Consider the following 23,976-nt stretch of genomic DNA (forward strand, 5'->3'; position numbering starts at 1 on the left):
GGCTATGCGGCAACCTGGACCCTGTCAAGCTCGTCGCATTAGGTGTTTCCACGGCCCGCTCCCAAGTTTTCGGTCGTCCTGGGGCCAGTCGCATGCCATAATTGGATCCTCTCGCAACAGGGCTGAGTAGGTTCAGATGCGTTAATCGACACCCGAGATCCTATGTCTACTGAAACCGAGCTTCTACTTAGCACTCCGCGCGCACGGATTCGCCGCCGCGGAGCGGACAAACATCCCCTGATTCTGAAGGCGGCGCGTGCCTTGGTCGCTGACGTGGGATTCCGGGAAACACAGATGTTGTCGGTTGCCGAAGCCGCAGGGATTGCCATTGGCACGTTGTACCGATACTTCCCGTCGAAGACAGAATTGATGATCGAGGTCGTCAAAGTAACGGCGCAGCGCGAAGTGGATGTGGTTGCCGGCATTGCAATGCGCGATGGATCGGCCCACGAACGACTGGGTGCGGCGGCATGGACCTTCGCCAATCGTGCCCTGCGAGGTCGCCGCCTTGCTCACGCGCTAGTTGCGGAGCCAGTCGAGCCCGATGTTGAGGCAGCGCGCCTGGTCTATCATCGCGCGCTGTCGAGAGTCTTCAAGACCATAATCGAGCAGGGAATCACCAGCGGTGAATTCCCTGCCCAGGACGCGGCCGCTTCTGCAGACTGCATTGTTGGCTGCCTGTTCGAAGGGCTAGTAACGCCACTGTCCAATGATGTTAGTGCTGATGCGGCGCAGATAAATATCCATGCATCAGCCATTATCACTTTCTGCTTGAGAGGAGTTTCCGGCTCCCAAGCTCCCTACAGCGTACCGACTCAGTAGTTGTCCATCGGGCGCGCCCGACCCCGAGGCATGAAACGGCGGGGACCAAGAGGCACTTCGTGACGGCGTTTCCTAGTAGCCTCCGAGCAGCAGCTCCCCGGTAGCTAAAAAACGTCCATCAGCATTGCTGATGGACGTTGCCAGTACAACTATTACTCGATGGGGTCGTCCAGAAAGAATCTAGTGATCCTCCTCATCCCAAACTATTGAGACGGGTCCGTACAGGTAAAGCTGCTTTCGACGTTCGGGTCGCCGGTACCGTTGTACTTCGGATACTGCGGATACCTGCACAGCGGACGTGTGATCCGAGCAGTGCCGGCGGGGGCGTAAAACGTTTGCGCAATTATCCTTTTCGCCGAAGGCGGAGTTCCTTTCTCGAGCCACTCAAACATCGGACCAACGAGGTCCACGTTGTCAGCCCCATTGCCCATTGCGCAGTGATTGACACCGGCGGCCGTGTAGAACTCCATGAACTGGTCAGCGGCAGCTTGCCCGCCCGCCGCAGCCACGACCGCGTTGTAGTAGCTGATAGTGTTGTTCGGCGTGATCAACCAATCTGCCATCCCATGCCACAGCAGTAGCTTCCCTCCCTTGGCCCTGAACTGGCTCAGATCGGGATTGACAGCGTTGATCAGGGAGGACAATTCATCGAGACGCGTCGTGTACTGTGCCGGATCAAGTTGCAGAGGATCAACCGTTGCATCTTGAGCCACCATGTACTTGATGAAGCCATCCATCAAGCCCTTGGCTACGGAATCTCCCCAGATTGGCTTACCAAAGCTCCCATCCTCGCCTCCTCCAAATGGGAAGCCGGGCCATGTATAGCGTCCGGATGCAATGTTCGTGGGCTCATAGAGTGACTTGGCCGAGGCGACCTGCGTGTCGGTCAGGCATGCATCGGTCTCGGCTCCCGTGCAGCGGAGTTCAGCGATATCAAACTGGCAGGAATCTGGCTTCCCAATGATGTTGTCCTTGAGGCCATCAAGGCTGTCACATTTGTTTAAGACCGCCTTGGCAATGGTCTTGATCTTGGCGGTGCTAAGCGCAGCGCCCGGTTGCGCAAGTTGCTTAAAGCTCTTCTGGTAGTACAGAAATTGGGGAATGTAGGCGTTGGCGGGCGCTCTCGCGATGATCCCGTCAAAGAGTGTCGGATTGCGCTGCGCCTGGAGCAGTGCCTGTCTGCCGCCGCCCGAACAGCCTTCGTAGATCGATTTCGAGGTGGCGACCTTTTGTTCACCATAGACGTAGGTCATGACAGCACGTGCTGGTCCAATGACGCGCGGTACGGAAAGGGAGGCGTAGTCGTTCAACATGTCCCGATCCATCGCGAACTCAGCATCGATTCCCCCGATCGACGTGGCGTTCCCCGCGGAGGTGTGTCCATGGTTACTCGCGATTGTCACGTAGCCACGCTCCTTAAGATTGGGACTGATATCAACGCGTGGGTCGGGTGGGATCAGTCCATCAAAGCCGCCGCCTCCGGAGAAGACTTGGCGCTCGTTCCAAACCGTCGGGAGATTCATCTCAAAACTCAGATCCTTGGGCATGTGTCCAACGACGACACATCGCTCCGGTAGGGCTCCGGAAGCCTGGACAAAGGTTGACTTAGTAATCGTCGCCTCGCCGAACTGCATGTTCAGTAGCGCCTGGCATTTGCTTTCTGCGCTGGCGGTCGGGGTCGTACTCTGAGGAGGCGTCGAACTGGAGGCCGAGTCTGAGGAATCGCTGCCACCGCATGCTGCCAGGGAGCTGGCAATCGCAAGTGCCGACATCGTGCCGAAAAATATGGCCGCACGGCGCCGACCTCTGTACTGAGGTACCTGTTGTCTCTGCATTTTGTGTCTCCTTCGTTGGCTCTGCTGGAGTGTTGTGAAGCTATTCATGGATGGCAGTGATGAGCTGTTGTACCGTTCAGCTATCCAGCTACGCACAACTCTATGAGTCTGAGCGGGCGGGGAATGTCCTGTGCAAGACATTCCTGCGACTAAGAAATCTCAGCGCAAGGCGAAGCGATTTTCTCCAGAAGGATTTCAGCCCTTGCGCAGGAGAAGAGGAGGCGAGACTAGAATAACTGCGCATGCCGCGCAGTGCCACGCGTCTCAGAATAGAGACGGTTGAGGATCGCCCGAGCAGTTGGCGCGGCGGCCACACGCGAGCCTAAGGAAGTGCCCACCGCTTACACCTAGCGGCGGGCAAAGCAAGAGGCTGGAGACCCGGGACGAAGAACTGTGGCCGGGTTACGAGCCGGAAAGCTCCGTAATTGCTTCACGGCTCCCGGCGAGCTCTCGCAGCCGGAACTTCTGGATCTTCCCAGTGCCCGTCTTCGGAAGCGCCCCGTAAATGACGCGGACAGGGCATTTGTAGTGAGCAAGCCGCTCGCGACAGAATGCAATCATCTCGGCTTCCGGCGGGGCGATGACATCGGGCTTCAGCTCAATGAACGCGCAGGGTGATTCGCCCCACTTCGCGTCGGGCTGGGCTACTACGGCCGCGATCAAGACCGCAGGATGACGATGGAGTACGTCCTCAACCTCCACGGACGAGATGTTTTCACCACCAGAGATAATGACGTCCTTCGATCGGTCTGTGATCTGGATGTAGCCATCGGGATGCATCACAGCCACATCACCGGTGTGAAACCAGCCGCCGGCAAACGCATTCGCGGTCGCGTCTGGATTCTTCAGGTACCCCTTCATCACAATGTTGCCCTTTAGCAGAAGCTCGCCTTGTGTCTTTCCGTCGCAGGGAACGGGCTCGCATGTTGCTGGGTCCGCCACGCGTAACCCCTCCAAAACTGCGGATCGATTGCCTTGGCGAGCCATCAGCCGTGCTCTTTCGTCCATAGGCTTGTCGTGTCAGACCGGATTCACGAAGGAACTGACGGGGGTACCCGAAGCCTCAGTAATGCCGTAGACGTGTTCGACTTCAAATCCCATCTCAAGAACAGACTTCAAGACGGTCGCGGGCGGCGGCGAACCTGCAGTTCGCACACGGACCGTATGAGAGAAGGCTCTACGCTCAGCAGCCGTGGATGTCGCGAGCGAAGCAAGTACGATGGGCGCAGCGCAGAAATGATCGACACCGTGCTGGTCGATTGCGGCAAAGATATTTGTGGCCGTCACCTTTCGTAGGCACACATGCGTGCCTGCGGCTGCCGTGATCGCCCAAGCAAAGCACCAGCCATTGGCATGAAACAAAGGCAGCGTCCACAGATATACCGGCCTGCGCGGCATACCCCAGTCCGTCAGTTGCAACAAGCTCATCAGGTAGGCGCCTCTGTGGCTGGGCACAACCCCTTTAGGATCCGATGTGGTGCCAGAAGTGTAGTTGAGGGCGATGGCATCCCATTCGTCGGTGGGCCAGACACCGGCGAAATCCGGGTCGCCTTCCGCCAGGAATGCTTCGTATTCCATTGTTCCAATCAACTCACCGCCGATCGCCTCAATGTCGGCGATGTCGATTATGAGTGGCTTGCTGTCAAGCTGCTCCAGCGCTTTCGCCGCCAGGGCGGAGAACTCCCGATCAACAAAGAGAACCTTCGATTCTCCGTGACGCAGGATAAAGCGAACGCCTTCGGCGTCCAGGCGGCAATTGATGGCATTGAGCACCGCGCCGCTCAACGGGACACCATGATGTGCCTCGACCATGGCCGGCGTGTTCGGGGCGAGGATAGACACCGTGTCCCCCTTCTTAATCCCCCGCTTTACTAGCGCGCTGGCCAAGCGTCGGCAACGTTCCCTCGTTCGGCTCCAGGACTGCCGCAGCGCGCCATGGACGATGGCGGTGTGATCGGGATACTGGTCCGCACACCGGTCGAGAAACTGCAAAGGGGTCAGTGGAAGGTAGTTTGCAGGGGTCCGGTCAAGGCCGTGTTCGTAAATATTTCCGCTCATCATCTGTCTCCGTGTCGGGTCATAGGGGCTCGGTCCTGATGGGTGACCCTTCCTCAAGCCGTTCAGCAAATTAACTGTAGCTGGGCCCGACGATTGTCATTCGCAAGACATTTCAGAATCCCACGGAAGCGGCTTGCCGATGGATTGCAGTGATTGTCGGCTACATGACATTGACCTCGCTTGATGATCGCTACTCTGCAATCCAGCGGGCGCCAGGCCCGCATGATGAGACAGCGAGGTAGGAGATGGAACGAGCAGGACCGCCACCGGACGAGTTGGCATCGCTTCGATCGGCCGTTGAATGGGCGATCGCAACAAGACGTAGCGTCAGAGCTTATCTTCCGCGTCCCGTACCCGACGCAATCGTCCAAGCCATTCTTGATGTGGCTCGCTACGCGGCCACCGGCGTGAACATCCAGCCGTGGAAGGTGCATGTGGTAACCGGTCCCGCCAAGGACCGTGTGTGCGCCGCCATCAGGAAAGTCGATAACGATCCGACGTTATCCAAAATGCACTCTGATGAGTGGAGCTACTACCCGGATGAGTGGGTGTCTCCATACATCGACCGGCGTCGCGCGCTTGGCTGGAAGCTCTACGGCCTCCTTGGCATCGAGAAAGAAGATAAGCAGAGAATGCACGAACAGCACGGACGGAACTATCAGTTCTTCGACGCGCCGGTCGGGCTGTTCTTCACCATGGATCGCGTCATGGAGCGCGGCAGCCTGCTGGACTACGGCATGTTCCTCCAGAACATCATGGTCATGGCCCGCACTTACGGGCTCAGTACCTGCCCTCAGGCGGCATTCATGAAGTACCACAAGATCATAGAACGCGAGCTGCATCTGAAGCCTGAGGAGATGTTCGTCGTAGGCATGAGTCTTGGCTTCGCAGACGAATCGCGCATCGAGAACTCTCTCGTCTCAGAACGAGAGCCGTCGTCATCTTTCGCCGTCTTTCACAGCACCTGAACTACACAACAGACGGGCGATAGCAACATAGATCCATCATGAAACGGAGGAGACCATGAACAACCAAGTTGACGTACAAGAGATAGCGCAAAGCGCCAGATTTTCACGATTCCACGCAGTCATCCTGTTCTGGTGCGTGCTGATTCTTGTTCTTGACGGCTACGACCTGGCCGTCGTGGGTGCTGCTTTGCCCTCGATCATGAAACAGATGGGGGTCGACGCAGCGAAGGCTGGCTTCATGGCCAGTTCTGCGCTGTTTGGCATGATGTTCGGGGCGATCTACCTGGGTACGCTCGCTGACAAGATCGGTCGCCCTGTGTCGATCTGCGTATGCGTGGCGCTATTCAGCGTATTCACTGCCGCAGCAGGTCTCGCGCATGATCCTGTGACCTTCAGCGTCACCCGCTTCCTTGCAGGACTCGGCATTGGTGGTGTCTTGCCCATCGTGACGGCACAAATGGGTGAGTTTGCTCCGAGAAGCATCCGCGCCCGGCTTGTGACCATCGTCTTTGCCGGGTATTCGATCGGCGGGATTCTCGTCGCTCTCACTGGTAAGCAGCTGATCGAAGCCTACGGCTGGCAATCGGTGTTCTTCGTCGCCGGAACGCCCATTTTGCTTATCCCCTTCATCCTATGGACCATGCCGGATTCACTCGCGTTCCTGGTCCAGAAGAAGCGCGCCGACAAGCTCGTCAAGGTACTGAAAAAGATCGCCCCCGAGGTGCAGGTGAGCATCCGGGACAATTTTGTGATGCCGAAGGATGCGCTGATTACCAGCGCTCCTGTAGCCCGGCTGTTCCAGGAAGGTCGCGGGGCCAGTACCTTCATGATCTGGATTGCGTTCTTTATGGGCCTTTTCATGGTGTACTCCCTCAGCTCGTGGCTCACGAAGCTGATGGCGATGGCGGGCTACAGCCTGGGTTCTGCTCTCACCTTCGTGTTGGTATTCAACATCGGCGCAGTCGTGGGAGCAATTGGCGGCGGATGGCTGGGCGACAAGTTCAACATTAAGCACGTCCTCGTCGCCTTCTACGCGGTCGGTGCAGTGTCACTGGCGCTCATGGGCTATACGAAATCGACGGAGCTTCTCTTCATTGTCGTCTTCGTCGTTGGTGCCTCTACCCTTGGCACTCAACTTCTTGCCTACGCCTACGCCAGTGAATTCTACCCAGCTGCCATCCGCTCTACGGGGGTGGGCTTTGCTTCTGGCATCGGACGTCTCGGGGCGATTGCCGCGCCGGTTCTGATCGGGACGCTGGTTGCAATGCAATTGCCGCTTGAACAGAACTTCCTTGCGATCGCCTTCGCAGGTGTACTCGGAACCATCGCAGTCATGATGGTCGACCATCGTCTTTGCGCAGCCAATCATCAGGAAGCGCGCGCACATGCTGCGGTTCCTGCCCGCACAGAATTGAACTAGTAACCATTGGACATCAACCGATGCAGATTGAAAACAACGTATTCGTAGTCACCGGCGGAGGATCAGGTCTCGGTGCGGCCACGGCCAGGATGCTCGCTCATCAAGGTGGGAAGGTCGTGATCGTTGACCGCGATGCAGCCGCAGGCACTGCCGTTGCCTCCGAGACGGGTTGGATCTTTGTCCGAGCTGACGTCACGAGCGAAGAAGACGCAAAAGAGGTATTTGCTGCAGCCACAGCGTTAGGTATGCTTCGCGGCCTGATCAATTGCGCCGGTGTGGCACCCGCCGGTAAAGTCGTTGGTAATCAGGGTGCGCATTCCATGGAATCCTTTCTGCGCACGGTGCACATCAACCTGGGCGGAACTTTCAACATGGTTCGTCTTGCCGCCGAGATCATGCAGCAACAGGACCCTGATTGCACCGGTGAACGCGGCGTGATTGTGAACACTGCATCGGTCGCGGCCTTTGATGGCCAAGTCGGGCAGGCAGCATATGCGGCATCGAAGGGAGCGGTTGCGTCCATGACGCTACCCTTGTCTCGCGAGTTGGCGAGGTCAGGTATCCGCGTGATGACGATCGCTCCCGGAATTATGGAAACCCCGATGCTGCTAACCATGCCATTGGAAGTACAGGATGCGCTGGGTCGATCAGTTCCTTTCCCTCCTCGCCTCGGTAGGGCGACCGAGTTTGCCAGTCTCGTCGAGCATGTGATTGGCAACGGGTACCTGAATGGGGAGGTCATTCGGCTCGATGGAGCAATACGAATGGCTGCGAAGTGATTGTCAAGGAGAACACGCATGAGCACTAACGATCCGATCGTCATACTGTCGGCGGCACGCACGCCAATCGGTGGGTTTCAGGGGGAATTGTCGAGCCTCACAGCTCCGGAGCTAGGCGGCTTCGCCATTCGTGCTGCCGTGGAGAGGGCTAACGTAGATGCTGCGGACATTCAGGAGCTACTAATGGGGTGCGTGTTGCCTGCAGGCGTCGGTCAAGCACCCGCGCGACAAGCCTGCTTCCAGGCGGGACTTCCTCAATCGGTCGCCTGCACGACCATCAGCAAGGTCTGCGGGTCAGGCATGAAGTCAGTGATGCTGGCGCACGATCTGTTGTCCGGGCGCGGGCACGATCTAATCGTCGCCGGTGGGATGGAGTCCATGACCAACGCACCTTATCTGCTCCCCAAGGCACGAAAGGGTTATAGGCTTGGTCATGGCTCATTGCTGGACCATATGTTTTTCGACGGCTTGGAAGATCATTACAGTGCGGACACACGTGGTCGCCTGATGGGATCGTTTGCGGAGGATTGCGCTGAGAGCTATCAATTCTCACGTGAGGCGCAAGACGAATGGGCCATCTCGTCGACGCTTCGCGCGCAGGAGGCGATCAAGCGCGGTGACTTCGCTTGGGAAACGACGCCGGTCATCATAGATAGTCGTTCGGGATCGCAAACGGTCCTGCATGACGAACAGCCCCTGAAAGCCGACGTGGACAAGATTCGGACCTTGAAGCCAGCGTTCCGAGGCACAGGGACTGTGACAGCGGCGAACTCGAGCTCTATCTCAGACGGTGCTGCGGCGCTCGTGCTGACGCGGGAATCCGTAGCCCGCAGACTCGGGGCAGAACCTCTCGCGCGCATTGTGGGTCATGCTACCCACGCGCAGACCCCCGCGACCTTCACGAGCGCGCCGGTAGGGGCGATCAGCAAGCTGCTGGACCAACTCGGATGGCGAGCATCAGATGTCGATCTGTGGGAAATCAACGAAGCCTTCGCGGTGGTTGCCATGGTGGCAGTACACGATCTGGCACTGGACCCAGAGAAGGTCAATGTCCATGGCGGCGCATGCGCGCTTGGGCATCCCATCGGAGCATCCGGCGCGCGAATTCTTGTGACGCTCTTGGGCGCCTTACGAAAGACGGGAAAGAGACGCGGTGTCGCGAGCCTCTGCATTGGGGGCGGTGAAGCAACTGCGACGGCGATTGAATTGCTGTGACGCTGGCACCAGCCTCAAAGGCAGGCTGGTCACGATTCAGTTTGCGGGCTACTCCTTCGCGCAAACGTAGCGTCAAGATCCCAACCGATGAGCAGGCGCCCAAAGGAAGCCGATATCAACTGCATCCCAGCGCTAGAGCTGGCCTTTCGCAAGGACGGAACCGTAACGCCCGCGAACGCCCGTTCGATCTAGGGCGGTGCGGCCGCAGTCCTCTTAGTCAGGTTGTCCATCGCGGTGGCTAGGGGGCGTCTGTCGGAGCGCTCCGATACTGCTTGGGGAAAATGGATGTTCGAGGTTGATCTTTGGGAGATCGATGAAGCGTTCGCCGTGGTCGCCAGGGCAGCCTTTCGGGACCTTCGACTTACGCGAGATCGGGTGAACATTCATGGCGCGATGCGCGGGCCCCCGGCGCCGCCGTCGGCATTCGTTAAGGCAGATGACGAATACCCCGGGGCCACCCAAATTGCCCCGGGGTTGCGGGCTCTATAAGTGCGATGATATTGCCGCGCGTTCTAGGAAGTCGTGCAGGTGAAGCTTTCGGCGGCCTTCGGATCTCCGCCGATGTATTTCGGGTACGCCGGGTATCTACAAAGCGGGCGGCGCGCGGGCGTGCCCCCATCAGTCGGCGCCCGTTGTTCCGCAACGATGACGGAGCTCGATGGCTTGGTTCCATTCTCCAGCCACTCGAACATCGGCCCCACCAAGTCGACTTTATCTGCGCCGGTGCCGCCGTTGCAGTGGTCCACCCCTGGCGCGGTGTAGTACTCGACGAACTCGTCCGCTGAAGACTGTCCTCCAATTTTCTGTACGACGCGCTGATAGTAGTCGGTCGCATTGTTGGCAGTGATCAGCCAGTCAGTCTGCCCCGTCCAGAGAAGGAGCTTTCCTTTGCGGGCTTTGAAACGGCTAAGATCCGGAGCGACGGCGTCGAGCATCGCGCTTAGCTGCTCAAGCCGGGAGAGGTACTGTTCGGGCTCCAGCGTCAAGGGATCGATGGACGCGCCTTGCCCAACCATGTACTTGATGAAGTCGAGCCCAAGCTGGCCTCCCGGCTTCCAGTTTGCTGCGGTCTCTCCCCCCGGAAGGAAGCCGGGCCAGGTGAAGCGGCCGTTGCCTATGCTGGTGGGGGCATAGAAAAGCTTTGCAGTCTCCACCTGTGGAGGGGTCAGGCACGAGTCGGATTCAGCACCGGTGCAAGCTAATTCTGCAGGATCGAACGAGCATGATTCTGGTCGACCGATGATTCTGTCTGCCAGGCCATCGAGGCTGTCGCACTTTGCGTATACCGCATCGCCGATGGCCTTGATCTTCGCTTCACTGAGTGCCGCGCCCGGTTTCGCGAGTTGCTTCTGCATTTTTTGATACCAGAGAAACTGCACGGTATAGGCATTGGCTGGCGCACGGGCGATGATGCCATCGAACAGATCGGGATTCCGCTGCGCCTGCATCAATGCTTGTCGACCACCGCCCGAGCAGCCCTCATAGATCAGCTTTGTATCGCGAAATGCGTCGCCATAGCGGCTGCGAAGGATGGCCTTTGCCGGACCCAATACACGCGGCACGGAAGCCTGCGCATAGTCAGCGAGCATGTCTTGATCGAGAGCAAATGACGCGCCAGGTGATGTCAGCATGTCATGACCGTGATTGGTCGCGATGGTGGCATAACCTCGCTTTGGAAGGTCTGGACTTCCCACGGGACTGACAGCAGGGTCACTAATGTAGCCCACGTCGAGGAAGCCGTCGAAGCCGCCGCCGCCCCGGAAGACGGTGCGGTGATTCCACTCCGTAGGCATGCGCACGTCGAAATCCAAGTTCTTCGGCATTTCTGCGCGAACGATGCAATGCTCCGGCACGTCGTTGGTAGCTGCAATCAGCTTGGCCTTCGTAACCGTAGCGCCTTCATAAGTCTGACCCAGGAAGGCTTCGCACAAGCTCTGTGCGCTAGCTTGGGGGACGGAGACTTCGGTTCCTCCCTCGCCGCTTCCGGCACAGCCGGACAGACAGGCGACTGCAAGCACGGTGATACCCGGACTCATCAGACAAAAGGGCAGTACCGGTAGACGCTCGCTAGGTCGCGAGGTCGACGGTCGTGTCGCTTCTTCGGTTGGTGGGAAATTCAAGAGTGAGCGCATTCGATTCTTTCTCCTCATAGGTGTGTGCTTGTTGGCACAAATAGAGGGTATGAAAGCTGCGCAATGCTGATTGTCGGCTGCACGACATTTACAAGTTTCGGGGGGCTCTGATCCGCTCTTGAATTCAATGAATGCAAGGCGTCGGGGCGGTTGAGGTATAGGTGCGCTTCGAGAAGCGCGCGGGTGCCCCGCAGAAAAGTACGTCTACACGCGCCCAGCCCCCGCTGATGAGCGAAGGCGAGGCCGCCGACCCGCTCAAGGGTGGCGGGGGGCCTGCCGACTGTTGACTGCCTGCGGCCGGACTGCGCAGGCGATGTGCCTCGATTTGCCGTCGTCCATTTTTGCGGGTGGCCATTGCAAAATAACCCGGCTTATTTTGTATCCTAAAAACGCCGACGCCGACGCCGACGCCGACGCCGACGCCGACGCCGACGCCAACGCCAACGCCAACGCCAACGCCAACGCCAACGCCAACGCCAACGCCAACGCCAACGGCCGACCGCCCGCACGCTCGCTCCGGTCTTCACTTCATCATACCTGCTGCCCCGCGGCCGCCACTTCTGGTGCGGCCGACCCGCCCGCCGTGCCCAATCGGGATCGGGCGGCGATTGCCGCGTGGTTGGCCGCACGCGGGCGCGGCGTCCCCATCGTCTCCATCGCCGCCGTCGTCCCTGTCGCCCCCGTCGCCGGACGAGCGCGTGCGCCGGGCACGGGCCAAGGCGGGGCCGCGCTTGGTTACCGCATTACAGAGGTCCGCCCAATGAGCCTGCCACTATCTAGAGCCGCAAGTCGGATGAAATCCGTTGCGTAGCTTGGTTGCGGGTTACTCAGATCCCGGGCTACGCCGCCTTCAGGAAACCGGCTCTACCGTAATCAGATAGGTTGATAGCGGGCGCTGGGTTACGCTGCCCGCGCCTCGTTCGGTACGGCAAGCGACATGGCGAGCCGGCTGATATCCCAGATGAACCCGCTCAGTTCGCGGGCCACCGCGACCACCGCAATGTTCGGGTTCTTGCCGCGTGCGGCAAGTCTCCGATAGCGCCGGCACAGTCGAACTTGGGCGTCCCAGGACCGGTCAACGATGGCCTTGGGAATGCCTTCGTGCCGTCGCTGAATCTCGGGGCTCACGCGTGCCGGGTGCCGGTAACTCCAGGCGGCCTCGATCAGCAGCTTCCTTGCATAGCTATTGCCGTTTTTGGTGACGCTGCCTTGGCGTCGTTTTTCCCCCGATGAGTGTTCGGCAGGCGTCACGCCGAGCCAGGCCATCAGCTGGCGCGGATGCACAAAGCGCGAGAGATTGCCCAACTCGGCGAGCATGCCTATCGCCGTGGTGAACTGCACGCCGCGCATGGCCTGCAAGCCCAGTACGGCCGGATAGAAGCGCCAGTTGACCACGGCTTCGCGCAAGGCCGCTTCGAGACGGCTGCATTGCGCGAGCCGATCCTCGATGGCACGTCGATATTCGTCAAAGGCAAGTTGTTGCCACACGGTGTCGAACGCAAAGGCACTGATCCAGCGCCGGTGCGCTGGTCCCCAGTCAGCTCTGCCGCTGTAGTGGACACCGTGCGAGAGCAGAAAGGCCTTCAGGCGTTGCCGGACGGGCTTCAGATCGTCCTTGGCGTTGACCCAGGCGCGTGACAGATCCCGGAATGCTTCGTCTTCGACGCTGGGCACGTACACGGCCGAGAGGTCACCGGCGCGCAGCGATCGCACCAGTTTGACCGCATCGCGCCGATCGGACTTGACGCGTTCGCCGGGTTTCTTCGGGATCAGTGACGGCGCGCACACCATGCACTCGAAGCCCTTCCCTGCAAGCTGCCGGTAAAGGCCATAGCCGCAAGGGCCGGCCTCGTAGACGATGCGGATCCGCCGTGCTTTGGACTGCAGGCGCTTGCACAGGCGATCAATATCCGTCTTCGAGGTACCGATCTTGCCAAGCTGTTCCACCTCGCCCATGCCGAGTGCATAGGCGACCGTGATCGAGTCCAAGCCACGTACAACGTGCTATCGTGTTCCATGCTCCATTGCCAAGGCAGGATTTTGGCAGCCTCCGTCAGCCGCTGGTCCCGAGCCTTCATCAGAGCTTCGCGACCGAGGCATGGCCAAGGGTGTCGCGCACATAACGCAGGTCTACCTGCTGATCCGTCATGGCGAGCCGGCTGTGTGGTGCAGTCAGTGGGCCTAGGCGTTGGCCAGGGCCGTCGCCTGGGCTTCCCCTCGAAGCCGCGCGCACGCAGGCGCTCGGCCGCCATGGCGCACTTTCTCGAGGAACAGGTAGAGCGCATCACGCGACAGGGCCTTCCCGCGGGCCGTCTCGCGACCGATCCAAGGTAGCGCCAGCGGGCGCGTTTCCCCGCGCTGCGGGGTGGGCGCGACGGTAGCGATTCTGGATCGACGCCTCGCGCGGATCACCGCGTCGAATTAGTCGTGGGTCAACACCTCCTCCTCCTCGCCAACCGACAGGGAGAAGGGCGCTGCGCTGGAGCGTATCCGTCACAAACATTGACCCGGGCGATGACCCCGATCACGCGTTTTCGTGGCTCGGGGCCATCGCGCGGCACGGTGTCCTTGTTACTTCAGTAGCGCGAGCACTTTCTCAGGCAAGAATGGGACGGACCGCATGCGGAGGCCTGTCGCGTTGAATACGGCATTGGAGATGGCGCCAGGGATCGTCGCAGGCGCCATTTCGCCCACGCCCCAAGGCACCGCTTCCGGTCTGTCGATCAGGCTGATGGAAATGTTCGGGGCCTCAGGGAATCGCAGGATGGGATAGGTGGCCCAATCAGTGGTCGTGATTTGATCGCGATCGAATCGGACCTCCTCAAGAAGAACCCGGCTGATGGTCTGCACAATCCCCCCCTCAATCTGATTGCAGGCGCCGTCAGGGTTGATCACCCGGCCGCAGTCGTGACTGCACCATACGTCGGTCACTCGGACCTTTCCGCTCTTCAGGTCAACCTCGACGTCCAGAACCGTAGCGACGTACGTTCGATCATTGTCGTAGCGGACAAAGGCAAGGCCGCGACCCCGTGCGCTGCCGCCGCTTAACTGGGCCGGCGTAGGGGCCGGGCGGTACTGCCATGCCGACATACGAGCCACGTCCTCCAGTACCGCGCGGGCGCGAGGATCCGAAAGATACTCAAGACGCCACGCTAGCGGATCGGCGCCAGCTGCAGTCGCCATTTCATCGAAGAACGCCTCATTGGCGAACGCATTTTGCAGCCGGCCAGGAGATCGCAAGTGCGATGTACGAAACGCCCGGTCCTGCAGCCGATGGACGTTTGTGGCGATATTTGGAAAGGCATAGAGGACCTCGGCGTTCTTTTGGATCTGCGCGGTGATATACCCTGTACGCTTTTGACCAGAGAGGGTTGCCGCCAGCAGGGGAAATTCGCTGAGCGTGCCCTGTGCCGCTGCAAGGTAGAAATCGGACTTCCATGCGGTAGGCCGCCCGTTTTCATCGATACCGCCTTCGAGATCCACTACCGTCGGCGGACTCTTCGGATCCCATGCGTGCTCGTCGGCACGCATCCACTGAACGCGCACCGGTTGCGCGATGGCCTGGGAGATGAATGCCGCATCGGCCGCACAGTCTTCGTGGCCGTTCCGGCCGTAGCAGCCGGCACCGTCCAGATAGATCAAGCGAACCTGAGCCTTGTCGACGCCGAGCACGCTCGCGATTTCGCCCTGCAATGAGTGGGTAGCCTGAGACGCCGACCAGATCGTGCAACGCCCCTCCCTGAAATCCGCGACGGCACATGCCGGGCCAATCGAGCCGTGCGTGTGCGGCGCAAACGTGTAGGTGGCCTTCAATCTCTGCCTGGCACGATCGAGCGCGGGCGAGACTTGTCCCTTCGCAGCGGGCCGTTCCACACTCCGAACCGGCAGTGAGCGCCAGTATTCGGTCAGGGCAGACTGATCAGGAAAATTCTCGGCGCCTTGCCACTTGACCTTCAGCATCCGTGCTGCCTTCACAGCGCTCCACTCGGACTTGCAGACAACCGCAAGATAGTTTTCTTTGTGGACGATGCGAACGAGGTCTCTGACGCCCTTGACGGATGCGGCATCAAAGCCAACCAGGCGCGCGGCCGGGCCGCTGGGGCGGATCACTCGGGCATGCAGCATTCCAGGCAGCTTGAAGTCCTGCATGTAAGTGAAACGCCCACTTAGCTTGTCGGGAATATCGACACGACTGACCGATTGCCCCACGAGACGCCGGCTGCCGGGTGGCTTCAGTGGGATGTTGCTGTCCAGTGGTACATCGAAGCTTTGCGCCGCAACGACTTCGGTGTATGGAATCTGCCGTTCCGGACCTGCCGAGATAATGCCGTTGCTCACGGTCAACGTCTCCGGAGGCACGCCCCACCGCGCTGCGGCGTATTGCGTCATCGCCCGCCGGGCGCATGCGGCAGCTCGCCTGAGTGTACTCCCACCGTCCTGGATGGTCAGGCTTCCCGCGGTCTGTCCCTGGTCGACGGTCAGCAGCGTGTCACCCATGACGAGCTCGATCCGGTCAAAGGCAACGTCCAGCTCATCTGCAACCATCTGCGCGAGCGCCGTGCGGGTCCCTGTTCCAAGATCGACCTTGCCGCTGTACACCATGACCCGACCGTCCTTGCCGATGCTGAGCCACGCATCAAGCTGGTTTTTGCCCATGGGCTTGGGCGAAGCAATAGGGCGGCCGGAGTCGGCGTTCTGCGCCAAGGCACGGGTGCTGAAGGAGAACGAGACCACCAGCCCGCCCGTTCCCTTGAGGAAGTCTCGACGGTCCATCTCAGATCTCCTCCTTGGGGAACGCTGCGGCGCGCCGCACCGCCTTGATGATGCGGGTATGGGTGCCACAGCGGCAAAGGTTGCCAGCCAGTGCTTCGCGAATCTCGCTTTCGTCTGGATTAGCGTTGGATCTGAGCAGGCCTGCAGCGCTCATTACCATGCCGTTAATGCAGTAGCCACACTGGACGGCTTGTTCCTTGATGAAGGCACTTTGCAATGGGTGAGGGCGCTCGGGAGTGCCCAAGCCCTCAAGCGTCACAATGCTCGCGCCTCGAAGTGTGGACACAGGAAGCAGGCAGGACCTCGTAGCTGTCCCATTCAGCAGCACCGTGCACGCGCCGCACTGGCCAAGTCCGCATCCAAACTTTGGGCCATGGAGGCCTAGCTCGTTGCGAAGGACATAGAGCAGCGGCGTATCGCCGTCCGCACTGACGGTGTGGGGCTTGCCATTGACGTTGAGTTTGAAAGTTGTCATCAGCGCTCCATATGCAGAAGAATGGACAACCTCGCTTGGTCGTCCCCACCAAAGAGCTATTCGCACAACGCCCGGCCGCGCTCACTGAGGCGTTGCGTCCCGCAGCAGGTCCAGTGCCACATCGACGATCATGTCTTCCTGGCCGCCTACCATCTTGCGGCGACCCAGTTCGACCAGGATGTCCACAGTCTTGAGGCCGTACTTGTCGGCGGCAATTTCCGCGTGGCGCAGGAAGCTCGAATAAACGCCGGCATAGCCCAACGCAAGCGTTTCGCGGTCCACGCGAACCGGGCGGTCCTGGAGTGGACGTACCAGGTCGTCCGCCACGTCCATCAGGCCGTACAGGTCGCAGCCGTGATTCCATCCCTGGCGTTCCGCCGCAGCGATAAATACCTCCAGCGGGGCGTTGCCCGCACCGGCGCCCATCCCCGCGAGACTAGCGTCAACGCGTGTGCAACCCTCCTCGAGCGCAATCAGGGAGTTCGCAACCCCGAGGCTCAGATTGTGGTGCGCGTGAATGCCCGTTTCGGTCTTCGGATCCAGCACGTCCTTGAACGCCCGGAAGCGGTCGCGGACGTCGCTCATTCCTAGTGCACCGCCCGAATCAACGACATACACGCATGTCGCGCCGTAGCTTTCCATCAGCTTCGCTTGTGTTGCGAGATTCTGCGGAGTTGTCATGTGGCTCATCATCAGGAAGCCGACGGCGTCCATACCGAGCTCACGTGCGTATTCCAGGTGCTGGCGTGAGACGTCCGCCTCGGTGCAATGCGTCGCCACGCGGACCACGCGAGCGCCGGCATCAAACGCATTGCGCAGATCATGAGTGGTCCCGATGCCCGGTAGCAATAGCGTCGCAATTGCCGCATTCCGGACTGACTCCGCTGCAGCCGCAATCCAGGCGACGTCCGTGTGTGCGCCAAAGCCGTAGTTGAAACTGGAGCCTTCCAGGCCGTCGCCATGAGCGACCTCGATGCTGTCGACGCCGGCCCGATCCAGCGCTGCTGAGATCGCCTTCACGTTGTCGATACTGTACTGATGGCGTACGGCGTGGCTGCCGTCGCGCAGCGTGACATCCGAGACGTAGATTCGCTTGCTGTCGTTCATTGCGTTCACTCCTTTGCGCCGCGCGCGATGCCAGCGGCTATCCGGCGATGCGCCATCAGATCTCCACACGCCAACGCCGCGGAGGTCATGATGTCCAGATTTCCCGCATAGGCGGGGAGATAGTGGGCTGCGCCCTCCACCTCGAGGAATACCGATGTTTTGAGCCCGTGGCGCGGGCCGAGCCCTGACACATTGATCGGCTTGTCTGCAGGAATGTCGTCAAACTGGACGGCCTGCTTCAGGCGGTAGCCGGGTACGTAAGACTGAACGGCCTTCACCATGTTGGCGATGCTTTGTTCCACGGCTTCGCGGTCGGCCGGTCCCGAAAGCACGAAGACCGTATCGCGCATGATCAAAGGCGGCTCCGCCGGATTCAGCACGATGATGGCCTTGCCGCGTTCGGCTCCACCAATCTGCTCGATCGCCTTACGAGTCGTCTCGGTGAACTCGTCGATGTTTGCGCGTGTGCCGGGTCCTGCGGACTTGCTCGCGATCGATGCAACGATCTCGGCGTAGTGGACCTTGGCGACGCGCGATACGGCCGCCACCATCGGAATCGTCGCCTGCCCGCCGCACGTGACCATGTTCATGTTTGGCGAATCCTCCTCCTCGAGATTGATTGCCGGAATGACATACGGACCGATCGCCGCGGGCGTAAGGTCGATCACCTGCACGCCTTCACGTTGCAGGACCTCGTTGTGGCGCGCGTGCGCGCTCGCGGATGTAGCATCGAAGACGATATCGATATCGCGGAAGCCCTCGAGTCGAAGCAGTCCTTCGATGCCGTCGGATGTCGTGGCAACTCCGAGTCTGGATGCTCTTGCCAGGCCATCCGACGTCGGATCGACGCCGACCATGGCGCCCATCTCAAGATACTTAGAGTTGCGCATGACCTTGATCATGAGATCGGTGCCAATATTGCCCGGGCCAATGATCGCAACCTTGACCTTATGTTGCATGTCTGTCTCCATAAAACTCAGTGATGTCGTACGGTGCGGTGGCGAATCTGTCTCAGCCCCCGACGTGAAAACCCGCCCGTCCAAACCGCTCCATTTCGACGGAGACATACTGCCCCGGCCTGATCCACTCAGCGGGGGTCGCGCCACCGGCCATCACGATCCATCCAGCTTGCAGAGGCTCATCGGCGAGCTCGGCAAGACGCGCGGCAGCGACCAGCGAACGCAACGGGTGTCCGAGCAATGCGGCCGTGGACCCGACCTGCACCGTCCGCCCGTCGATCGACAGCGTGAGACCAAGGTTCGAGAAGTCCTGGTGCGGGTCCTGCCATGGTCCGATGACAAAGCCGCTTGAGGAGGCGTTGTCTGCAATGACCTCGGGAAGCGAGAACTTAAAGTCCTGATAACGCGAATCGATGACTTCGAGCGCCGGCGCGATGGCTTCCACGGCAGCGAGCGCCTGGGCTGGAGTGACGTGCCCGCAAAGCGGCTCGCGCAGGACGAACGCCAGCTCAGGCTCGACGCGTGGATGGACGAAGCGGGAGACGTTGACTGTCGAACCCTCCTCAATGAGCATGCCCGAGGTTAGCCGTCCCCAAATCACGTCGGACAGGCCCATCTGCAGCATCTTGGCGCGGCTGGTAAAGCCCATCTTTACGCCGACGCGCTTTTCGCCGCGATCCAGTCGGCATCGGATGGATGCACGCTGCACTTCGTAAGCTTCAGGGAGGGGCATTGCTCCCTCAGGATCGAATTGGGCGACGGCCTGCGCGCGCTGCGCGGCTTCGTCGAGAATGCGTGCGAAGTCGGAGTACTGGCTCATGCTGCCTCCTTGCCCGTTTGCCCGAATACGGCTCTGACGGAGCCCAGCCCGCTGATGCGGGCTTCGAATATGTCGCCTGTGTGGACCGCGGCCATGGGGCCTAATGCGCCCGAAAGGACCACCGAACCTGCCTTCAGCGGGGTGCCGAGCGCGGCCATCGTACGGGCAAGCCATACGACGGCGTTGAGGGGGTTGCCCAGGCATGCGGCGCCGGCGCCCGTCGACACGGGGTCACCGGCGCGCTCGAGCACCATTCCGCACAGACGCAGGTCCATCTCGCCGAGTTTTTTCGGCGTGCTGCCGAGCACGAAAGACGAGGAGGAGGCGTTGTCAGCGATGGTATCGGCGATGCCGATGTTCCAGTTTGAAATCCGGCTTCCCACGATTTCAAGCGCCGGCAGTACGTACTCCACGGCGTTGAGGACGTCCAGCTGTCCTGGATTTTTCATCGTAAGATCCCGTCCCAGCACGAACGCGATCTCGGCCTCGATCTTGGGCTGCGTGAGCGTATCGAAAGGGATCGACTCGCTATCGCCATAGCTCATGTCGTCGAACAGCATGCCGAAGTCCGGCTGATCAACGCCGAGCTGCTTCTGCACAGCGAGGGAGGTGAGGCCAATCTTGCAACCCACCACGCGATGACCATCGCCACATTTCTGCATCGTGTTGAGACGCTGGATTGCGTAAGCAGATTCGATGGTGATGTCCGGATAGGTCTCGCGTAACGGGGCGATGTACTTGCGCGTTTGCGCTGCCTGCCGCAGTGCGACTGCGGCGGTTGCGATTTCGGTTGACTTCACTGGGATACCTCCTTTGTGGGGGCGGGCTCGTCCTTGGCGCGATCACCAACGACCCAGTGCGCCGGTGCTACGGGCGTGGCGAAAACGCGGATCGATTCGAGCGGGGCTCCCAACGTCTCATGAACGGTTTGTGCAACTGCCTTAAGACAGCGCTTCACGACGGCCGCATCGCGGCCGCTGACGAGGGAGATGTGTACGATTGGCATAGCAAGCCTCCTGAGAGTGGAGGAAGTATTGCGGCGCGCTGCCATGCCGGTCCAATACTGTTTTCAAGCCGGGTGATACCATTCCGGTATCGTGAATCCCGCTGAAGGACGACCATGGACGTGCGGCAAATGCGTTACTTCTTGGCAGTCGCGGAGGAGCTCAACTTTGGTCGGGCCGCCGAGCGGTTGCACATGGCCCAGCCCCCGTTGACGAGACAGATCCGCGCGTTAGAGGAGCAGATCGGCACGCGACTCTTTGAGCGCGGCAATCGCGGCACAGAGCTCACCGAGGCGGGCAAGCGACTTCTGCAGGACGTCCCCAACATCCTTGCGCTGACCCAGCTGGCGGAAGAACAGGCCAGGCTCGCGGGCGCAGGCCTGCTGGGGCGGCTTGACGTGGGAATCTTCAGCGCGGGCATCCTGAATGTAGTCCCTCGCCTGCTGGCCAGGTTTCATACAGCCCGGCCTGAAGTCCAGATCAGCCTTCACAACATGACGAAGAGTGAGCAAATCACTGCGCTGCGCGAGCGCCGTATCACTGTTGCGTTTAACCGCCTGGTTCCGGAAGAAGAGGACCTTATTGTGGAATCGGTCCTGCGCGAGCCCTATCTGGTCGCGCTTTTCGAGGGGCATGCACTGTGTAGCCGGGCTGCCATTTCAATTGCCGATCTCGACAACGAGCCGATGATCCTTTACCCCAATATTCCGTTGCATGGTCTTGCGCAGGAGGTCGCGGAAGCGTTTCGACTGGCCGGGGCCAGGCTGCGGGTCGAGCAGGAGGTCGAGGACGTGGTGACATGCGTCGCTCTCGTCGCCAGCCGGTTTGGACTTGCCATCACGACGGAGTCTGCAGCGAATCTCCGTTTGCCCGGGGTCGTGTACAAGCCCTTGAGAGATCCCAGATTGCGCGACATCGAGCTGAGCTGCGTCTATCGCCGGGGGGACACGTCTCCCGTGTTGCAGGGATTTCTTGGCATCGTGCGCGACTACCGGAATGATCCTGGCGTGGTCGCGCCATAGCGCAGGCGTGCGTGCCCGGCCTATGCCGTCACGGCGGACGAGAACGTCAAGGCTTCCTGCTCGATCGTTTCGATCAAGGCTTCGGCCGCCGGAGAGAGTGAGCTTGCGCCACGGTGGATAAGGAACACTTCGCGCTCGACGACGGGATTGTCCAGCCGTTTCCAGGTGATCTTGCTCTGATCAGCCAGCACGGTCGCGGAGCCTGGAACGATCGCCACGCCGAGGCCGGCCTTGACCAGGCCGATCAGCGTGCCGACGTAGGTCGCCTCGAAGACAGGTTCGCCTTCCAGGCCGGCAGCGATGAGTCCGCTGTCGGCGAGTTCTCTCAGCACGCTGCCACGGGGCAACGCCAGCAATGGCATGTCCCGCAGATCGGACCAGTTCAGTTGTGGCTTTCCCGCCAACGCATGGCCGATGGGAAAGACCGCGGCGAGCGGTTCACGGAACAATACGGTGGCGTGCAGACCGTCGGGAGTCGAGCCGAATGTCCCGATGCCAACGTCCGCCGCGGAATTAGCCACCTGGGGAAGTACCTGATCGGGTAGCGAGTCCTTGAGCAGCAGCTCGATTCCGGGGTAGCGCGATCGGAACGCGGCAATCACTCTCGGGACAAACGTGCTGGACAGAACCAGAGGCGCGGTCAGGACCACGCGGCCACGCCGCTTCGCCACCAGCTCGCCCACATTCGTGACCACGTGGTTGAGGTCTCCGAGAATACGTTCCGCCCCGGCAAAGAGATCTTGTCCGACCTCTGTGAGTGCCACCGAGCGTGTGGAGCGGTCCAGCAATTTGGCATTGAGGGCTTCCTCGAGATCCCGGACCAGCAGGCTCACGCTTGACTGGGTCAGATGCATGGACTCCGCCGCCTTGGTAAAGCTGGCATAGCGCGCGACCAGCACGAGCGCCTGCAGCTGCTTTAGCGTCACATTCATTGAAAAACCCAATATATTGATAGGTATAAGTCGTTTGAATTATAGGTGGCGCGGGTATTAAATGCTGGCAACGGGTGCCATGACACACAAGGCATCCTGCACAGGAGACAGAAATGCTACGCCGTGCCCTTATCTCTGGCCTTTCCACGGCCTTTGCACTGGCTTGTCCGGCCGGTGCAATGGCGGAACAGGCTTTCCCCGATCGACCCATCAAGCTCACCGTCGGCTTCGCCGTAGGCAGCTCAACGGATGTCGTGTCGCGCATCGTGGCGAAACGCGCGGGGGAAATCCTCAAACAGCCGGTGGTAGTCGACAACCGTCCCGGTGCGAGCAGTTCCGCGGCGGCCCGGGCCGTCGCCGCGTCGCCGCCTGACGGCTACACGCTATTCGTCGTGACGGTGGCCAATGCAATCAACGCGAACTCGCGCGGCACCGTGGGCGTGGACCTGCCCAAATCGTTTGTACCCATCACGCTCCTTGGCCGCGTGCCGAACGTGCTGGTCGTCCATCCCTCCCTCAATGCCAAGTCTTTGCAGGACTTCATCTCGCTGGCGAAATCGAAGCCCGGTCAACTGAGCTACGCGTCGTCTGGCATTGGTACCTCGCCGCACCTGGCAGCGCTGCTGTTCGACAAGGTTGCCGGGGTGGAAATGCTCCACGTTCCCTACAAGGGAAGCTCCGAAGCCATGACGGACCTGCTTGCCGGACGGGTCAATGTCATGTTCGCACCGGCATCGACCGTGATGCGCTACGTCAGCGATGGCAAGTTGACAGCGTTGGCCACGGCCGGTGCGCATCGCTCGCCAGCAGCACCGAAGCTCGCAACGCTGGCTGAGCTTGGACTTCGCAACTTTGAATCGTCGGTATGGTTCGGCGTCGTCGCGCCCGCAGGCACACCGGCAGCCGTGCAAACGAAACTTGCTGCGGCATTCCACGAAGCGCTTAAGTCAGAGGACGTGAAGGCGCAGTTGGGGACGCAAGGGTTCGAAGTGGAGGGCATGGCGCCGCAAGCCTTTGCGAGATACATGCTGGAAGAGACGGACAAATGGGGACGCGTCATGAAGGACGCCGGTATCACGCTTAACTAAGGAAGAGAGAGTAGCAATGGAAAAGCTCACAGCACTGGAGTGCCGGGAATTCATCAAGGTCGTGGTCGAAAAGGCCACCGAGATGCGGGTTCCCATCACAGTGGCGGTGGTTGGTCCGGAGGGCCACCTGATCGCGCTTGAACGAATGGACGATGCCGGCTTTATCACGCCGGACACCGCCAAGGCGAAGGCGTACACGGCCGCGGCTTTCCGATCGATGAGCCCGCGCTTCCCGGATGGCCTGGTCATCCAGCAGTGGTTCAAGGAGCGCAATCCCCAGATGCTGGCAAACGCATCGGTGTTTACCAACGGCCAGGTCGTGGCCTCCGGTGGCTGCGCTCCCGTCTTCAAGAACAACGTGATGGTTGGCGCCTACGGCATCAGCGGTGGCACGTCGGACCAGGACGAAGTCATCGCACGCTATGCCCGCGCAAAGGTGGGCTGGTCGCACCTGCCGGCTGACGATGACACGCCGGATGACGTCAAAGAGCACATCAACACCATCTATGCGAAGGTCGGCCTGGGGGAGCGTCATCTGTAACACGCCCCCATGGGTGCATGATTGAG

At 60.4% G+C, this 23,976-nt stretch carries 19 protein-coding genes and 2 pseudogenes; 9 read left to right on the forward strand and 12 right to left on the reverse strand.

From position 1 onward, the window contains the following. The first annotated feature begins 162 nt into the window (after nt 1-162). Nucleotides 163-822 carry a TetR/AcrR family transcriptional regulator gene (locus ABNX08_RS36035; protein ID WP_349605365.1) on the forward strand — a complete coding sequence of 220 codons (660 nt, stop codon included), beginning with the start codon at nt 163-165 and terminating at the stop codon, nt 820-822. Between the two features lie 203 nt (nt 823-1,025). On the opposite strand, the gene ABNX08_RS36040 is transcribed toward ABNX08_RS36035, so the two are convergent. After that, nucleotides 1,026-2,657: a tannase/feruloyl esterase family alpha/beta hydrolase gene (locus ABNX08_RS36040; protein WP_349605363.1), complete on the reverse strand. Its 1,632-nt coding sequence runs from the start codon at nt 2,655-2,657 to the stop codon at nt 1,026-1,028. A gap of 402 nt (nt 2,658-3,059) precedes the next feature. Then, nucleotides 3,060-4,715: pseudogene (locus tag ABNX08_RS36045) on the reverse strand (AMP-binding protein). A gap of 245 nt (nt 4,716-4,960) precedes the next feature. Between ABNX08_RS36045 and ABNX08_RS36050 the strand changes: the two are divergent. The 4 genes from ABNX08_RS36050 to ABNX08_RS36065 are packed head-to-tail and all read left to right on the forward strand — an operon-like array spanning nt 4,961 to nt 9,097. Continuing rightward, nucleotides 4,961-5,683: a nitroreductase gene (locus tag ABNX08_RS36050; RefSeq protein WP_349605361.1), complete on the forward strand. Its 723-nt coding sequence runs from the start codon at nt 4,961-4,963 to the stop codon at nt 5,681-5,683. 55 nt (nt 5,684-5,738) lie between these two features. Beyond that, nucleotides 5,739-7,103 carry an MFS transporter gene (locus ABNX08_RS36055; RefSeq protein WP_349605359.1) on the forward strand — a complete coding sequence of 455 codons (1,365 nt, stop codon included), beginning with the start codon at nt 5,739-5,741 and terminating at the stop codon, nt 7,101-7,103. 20 nt (nt 7,104-7,123) lie between these two features. Beyond that, nucleotides 7,124-7,882, forward strand: a complete 759-nt coding sequence (locus ABNX08_RS36060) for an SDR family NAD(P)-dependent oxidoreductase (protein WP_349605357.1) — start codon at nt 7,124-7,126, stop codon at nt 7,880-7,882. Nucleotides 7,883-7,900: 18 nt separating this feature from the next. Beyond that, on the forward strand, nt 7,901-9,097 hold the full coding sequence (locus ABNX08_RS36065) for an acetyl-CoA C-acyltransferase (RefSeq protein WP_349605356.1): 1,197 nt from the start codon (nt 7,901-7,903) through the stop codon (nt 9,095-9,097). A 512-nt stretch (nt 9,098-9,609) separates the two neighbouring features. Here the strand turns inward: ABNX08_RS36065 and ABNX08_RS36070 are convergent. Beyond that, nucleotides 9,610-11,028, reverse strand: coding sequence for a tannase/feruloyl esterase family alpha/beta hydrolase (locus tag ABNX08_RS36070; protein ID WP_349605354.1), 1,419 nt, complete (start codon nt 11,026-11,028; stop codon nt 9,610-9,612). 514 nt (nt 11,029-11,542) lie between these two features. Here ABNX08_RS36070 and ABNX08_RS36075 point away from each other — a divergent pair. Continuing rightward, nucleotides 11,543-12,040, forward strand: coding sequence for a hypothetical protein (locus ABNX08_RS36075; protein WP_349605352.1), 498 nt, complete (start codon nt 11,543-11,545; stop codon nt 12,038-12,040). Between the two features lie 89 nt (nt 12,041-12,129). Here ABNX08_RS36075 and ABNX08_RS36080 read toward each other — a convergent pair. From ABNX08_RS36080 to ABNX08_RS36115, 8 genes and pseudogenes are all read right to left on the reverse strand, one after another. Next, nucleotides 12,130-13,247 (reverse strand): annotated as a pseudogene (locus tag ABNX08_RS36080) (IS110 family transposase). Nucleotides 13,248-13,800: 553 nt separating this feature from the next. Further along, a complete protein-coding gene (locus ABNX08_RS36085) occupies nt 13,801-16,002 on the reverse strand; it encodes a molybdopterin cofactor-binding domain-containing protein (protein ID WP_349605349.1) in 2,202 nt (733 codons plus the stop codon). 1 nt (nt 16,003) lies between these two features. Continuing rightward, entirely contained in the window at nt 16,004-16,477 is a 474-nt protein-coding gene (locus ABNX08_RS36090; RefSeq protein WP_349605348.1) for a (2Fe-2S)-binding protein, read from the reverse strand. An 81-nt stretch (nt 16,478-16,558) separates the two neighbouring features. Beyond that, nucleotides 16,559-17,584: a 4-hydroxy-2-oxovalerate aldolase gene (gene dmpG / locus ABNX08_RS36095; RefSeq protein ID WP_349605347.1), complete on the reverse strand. Its 1,026-nt coding sequence runs from the start codon at nt 17,582-17,584 to the stop codon at nt 16,559-16,561. Between the two features lie 5 nt (nt 17,585-17,589). Further along, nucleotides 17,590-18,543: an acetaldehyde dehydrogenase (acetylating) gene (locus ABNX08_RS36100; protein ID WP_349605345.1), complete on the reverse strand. Its 954-nt coding sequence runs from the start codon at nt 18,541-18,543 to the stop codon at nt 17,590-17,592. A gap of 52 nt (nt 18,544-18,595) precedes the next feature. After that, a complete protein-coding gene (locus ABNX08_RS36105) occupies nt 18,596-19,363 on the reverse strand; it encodes a fumarylacetoacetate hydrolase family protein (RefSeq protein WP_349605343.1) in 768 nt (255 codons plus the stop codon). Next, nucleotides 19,360-20,169, reverse strand: coding sequence for a 2-keto-4-pentenoate hydratase (locus ABNX08_RS36110; protein ID WP_374063818.1), 810 nt, complete (start codon nt 20,167-20,169; stop codon nt 19,360-19,362). The genes ABNX08_RS36105 and ABNX08_RS36110 overlap by 4 nt, the downstream gene beginning before the upstream one ends. Then, nucleotides 20,160-20,414, reverse strand: coding sequence for a 4-oxalocrotonate tautomerase family protein (locus tag ABNX08_RS36115; protein WP_374063790.1), 255 nt, complete (start codon nt 20,412-20,414; stop codon nt 20,160-20,162). Before ABNX08_RS36115 ends, ABNX08_RS36110 begins: the two co-directional genes overlap by 10 nt. 69 nt (nt 20,415-20,483) lie before the next feature. On the opposite strand from ABNX08_RS36115, the gene ABNX08_RS36120 reads away from it, so the two are divergent. Further along, entirely contained in the window at nt 20,484-21,389 is a 906-nt protein-coding gene (locus tag ABNX08_RS36120; RefSeq protein ID WP_349605339.1) for a LysR family transcriptional regulator, read from the forward strand. A 20-nt stretch (nt 21,390-21,409) separates the two neighbouring features. On the opposite strand, the gene ABNX08_RS36125 is transcribed toward ABNX08_RS36120, so the two are convergent. Further along, nucleotides 21,410-22,321, reverse strand: a complete 912-nt coding sequence (locus ABNX08_RS36125; protein WP_349605337.1) for a LysR family transcriptional regulator — start codon at nt 22,319-22,321, stop codon at nt 21,410-21,412. A gap of 113 nt (nt 22,322-22,434) precedes the next feature. On the opposite strand from ABNX08_RS36125, the gene ABNX08_RS36130 reads away from it, so the two are divergent. Both ABNX08_RS36130 and ABNX08_RS36135 read left to right on the forward strand, forming a co-directional pair. After that, nucleotides 22,435-23,409, forward strand: coding sequence for a tripartite tricarboxylate transporter substrate binding protein (locus tag ABNX08_RS36130; protein ID WP_349605336.1), 975 nt, complete (start codon nt 22,435-22,437; stop codon nt 23,407-23,409). Nucleotides 23,410-23,425: 16 nt separating this feature from the next. Further along, the gene (locus ABNX08_RS36135; protein ID WP_349605334.1) at nt 23,426-23,950 is read left to right on the forward strand and encodes a heme-binding protein; all 525 of its coding nucleotides are present in this window, start codon (nt 23,426-23,428) and stop codon (nt 23,948-23,950) included. The last annotated feature ends 26 nt before the right edge of the window (nt 23,951-23,976 follow it).

This window comes from Cupriavidus sp. DF5525, assembly GCF_040149425.2.
Lineage (GTDB): Bacteria > Pseudomonadota > Gammaproteobacteria > Burkholderiales > Burkholderiaceae > Cupriavidus > Cupriavidus pickettii_A.

Bases quoted from the DNA above. Each gene is read 5' to 3' on its own strand.
- ABNX08_RS36120 (WP_349605339.1), top strand. From the start codon at position 20,484: ATGGACGTGCGGCAAATGCGTTACTTCTTGGCAGTCGCGGAGGAGCTC.
- ABNX08_RS36050 (WP_349605361.1), top strand. From the start codon at position 4,961: ATGGAACGAGCAGGACCGCCACCGGACGAGTTGGCATCGCTTCGATCG.
- ABNX08_RS36085 (WP_349605349.1), bottom strand. From the start codon at position 16,002: ATGGACCGTCGAGACTTCCTCAAGGGAACGGGCGGGCTGGTGGTCTCG.
- ABNX08_RS36035 (WP_349605365.1), top strand. From the start codon at position 163: ATGTCTACTGAAACCGAGCTTCTACTTAGCACTCCGCGCGCACGGATT.
- ABNX08_RS36135 (WP_349605334.1), top strand. From the start codon at position 23,426: ATGGAAAAGCTCACAGCACTGGAGTGCCGGGAATTCATCAAGGTCGTG.
- ABNX08_RS36130 (WP_349605336.1), top strand. From the start codon at position 22,435: ATGCTACGCCGTGCCCTTATCTCTGGCCTTTCCACGGCCTTTGCACTG.
- ABNX08_RS36040 (WP_349605363.1), bottom strand. From the start codon at position 2,657: ATGCAGAGACAACAGGTACCTCAGTACAGAGGTCGGCGCCGTGCGGCC.
- ABNX08_RS36075 (WP_349605352.1), top strand. From the start codon at position 11,543: ATGTGCCTCGATTTGCCGTCGTCCATTTTTGCGGGTGGCCATTGCAAA.
- ABNX08_RS36060 (WP_349605357.1), top strand. From the start codon at position 7,124: ATGCAGATTGAAAACAACGTATTCGTAGTCACCGGCGGAGGATCAGGT.
- ABNX08_RS36100 (WP_349605345.1), bottom strand. From the start codon at position 18,543: ATGCAACATAAGGTCAAGGTTGCGATCATTGGCCCGGGCAATATTGGC.
- ABNX08_RS36125 (WP_349605337.1), bottom strand. From the start codon at position 22,321: ATGAATGTGACGCTAAAGCAGCTGCAGGCGCTCGTGCTGGTCGCGCGC.
- ABNX08_RS36090 (WP_349605348.1), bottom strand. From the start codon at position 16,477: ATGACAACTTTCAAACTCAACGTCAATGGCAAGCCCCACACCGTCAGT.
- ABNX08_RS36115 (WP_374063790.1), bottom strand. From the start codon at position 20,414: ATGGCAGCGCGCCGCAATACTTCCTCCACTCTCAGGAGGCTTGCTATG.
- ABNX08_RS36055 (WP_349605359.1), top strand. From the start codon at position 5,739: ATGAACAACCAAGTTGACGTACAAGAGATAGCGCAAAGCGCCAGATTT.
- ABNX08_RS36105 (WP_349605343.1), bottom strand. From the start codon at position 19,363: ATGAGCCAGTACTCCGACTTCGCACGCATTCTCGACGAAGCCGCGCAG.
- ABNX08_RS36065 (WP_349605356.1), top strand. From the start codon at position 7,901: ATGAGCACTAACGATCCGATCGTCATACTGTCGGCGGCACGCACGCCA.
- dmpG (WP_349605347.1), bottom strand. From the start codon at position 17,584: ATGAACGACAGCAAGCGAATCTACGTCTCGGATGTCACGCTGCGCGAC.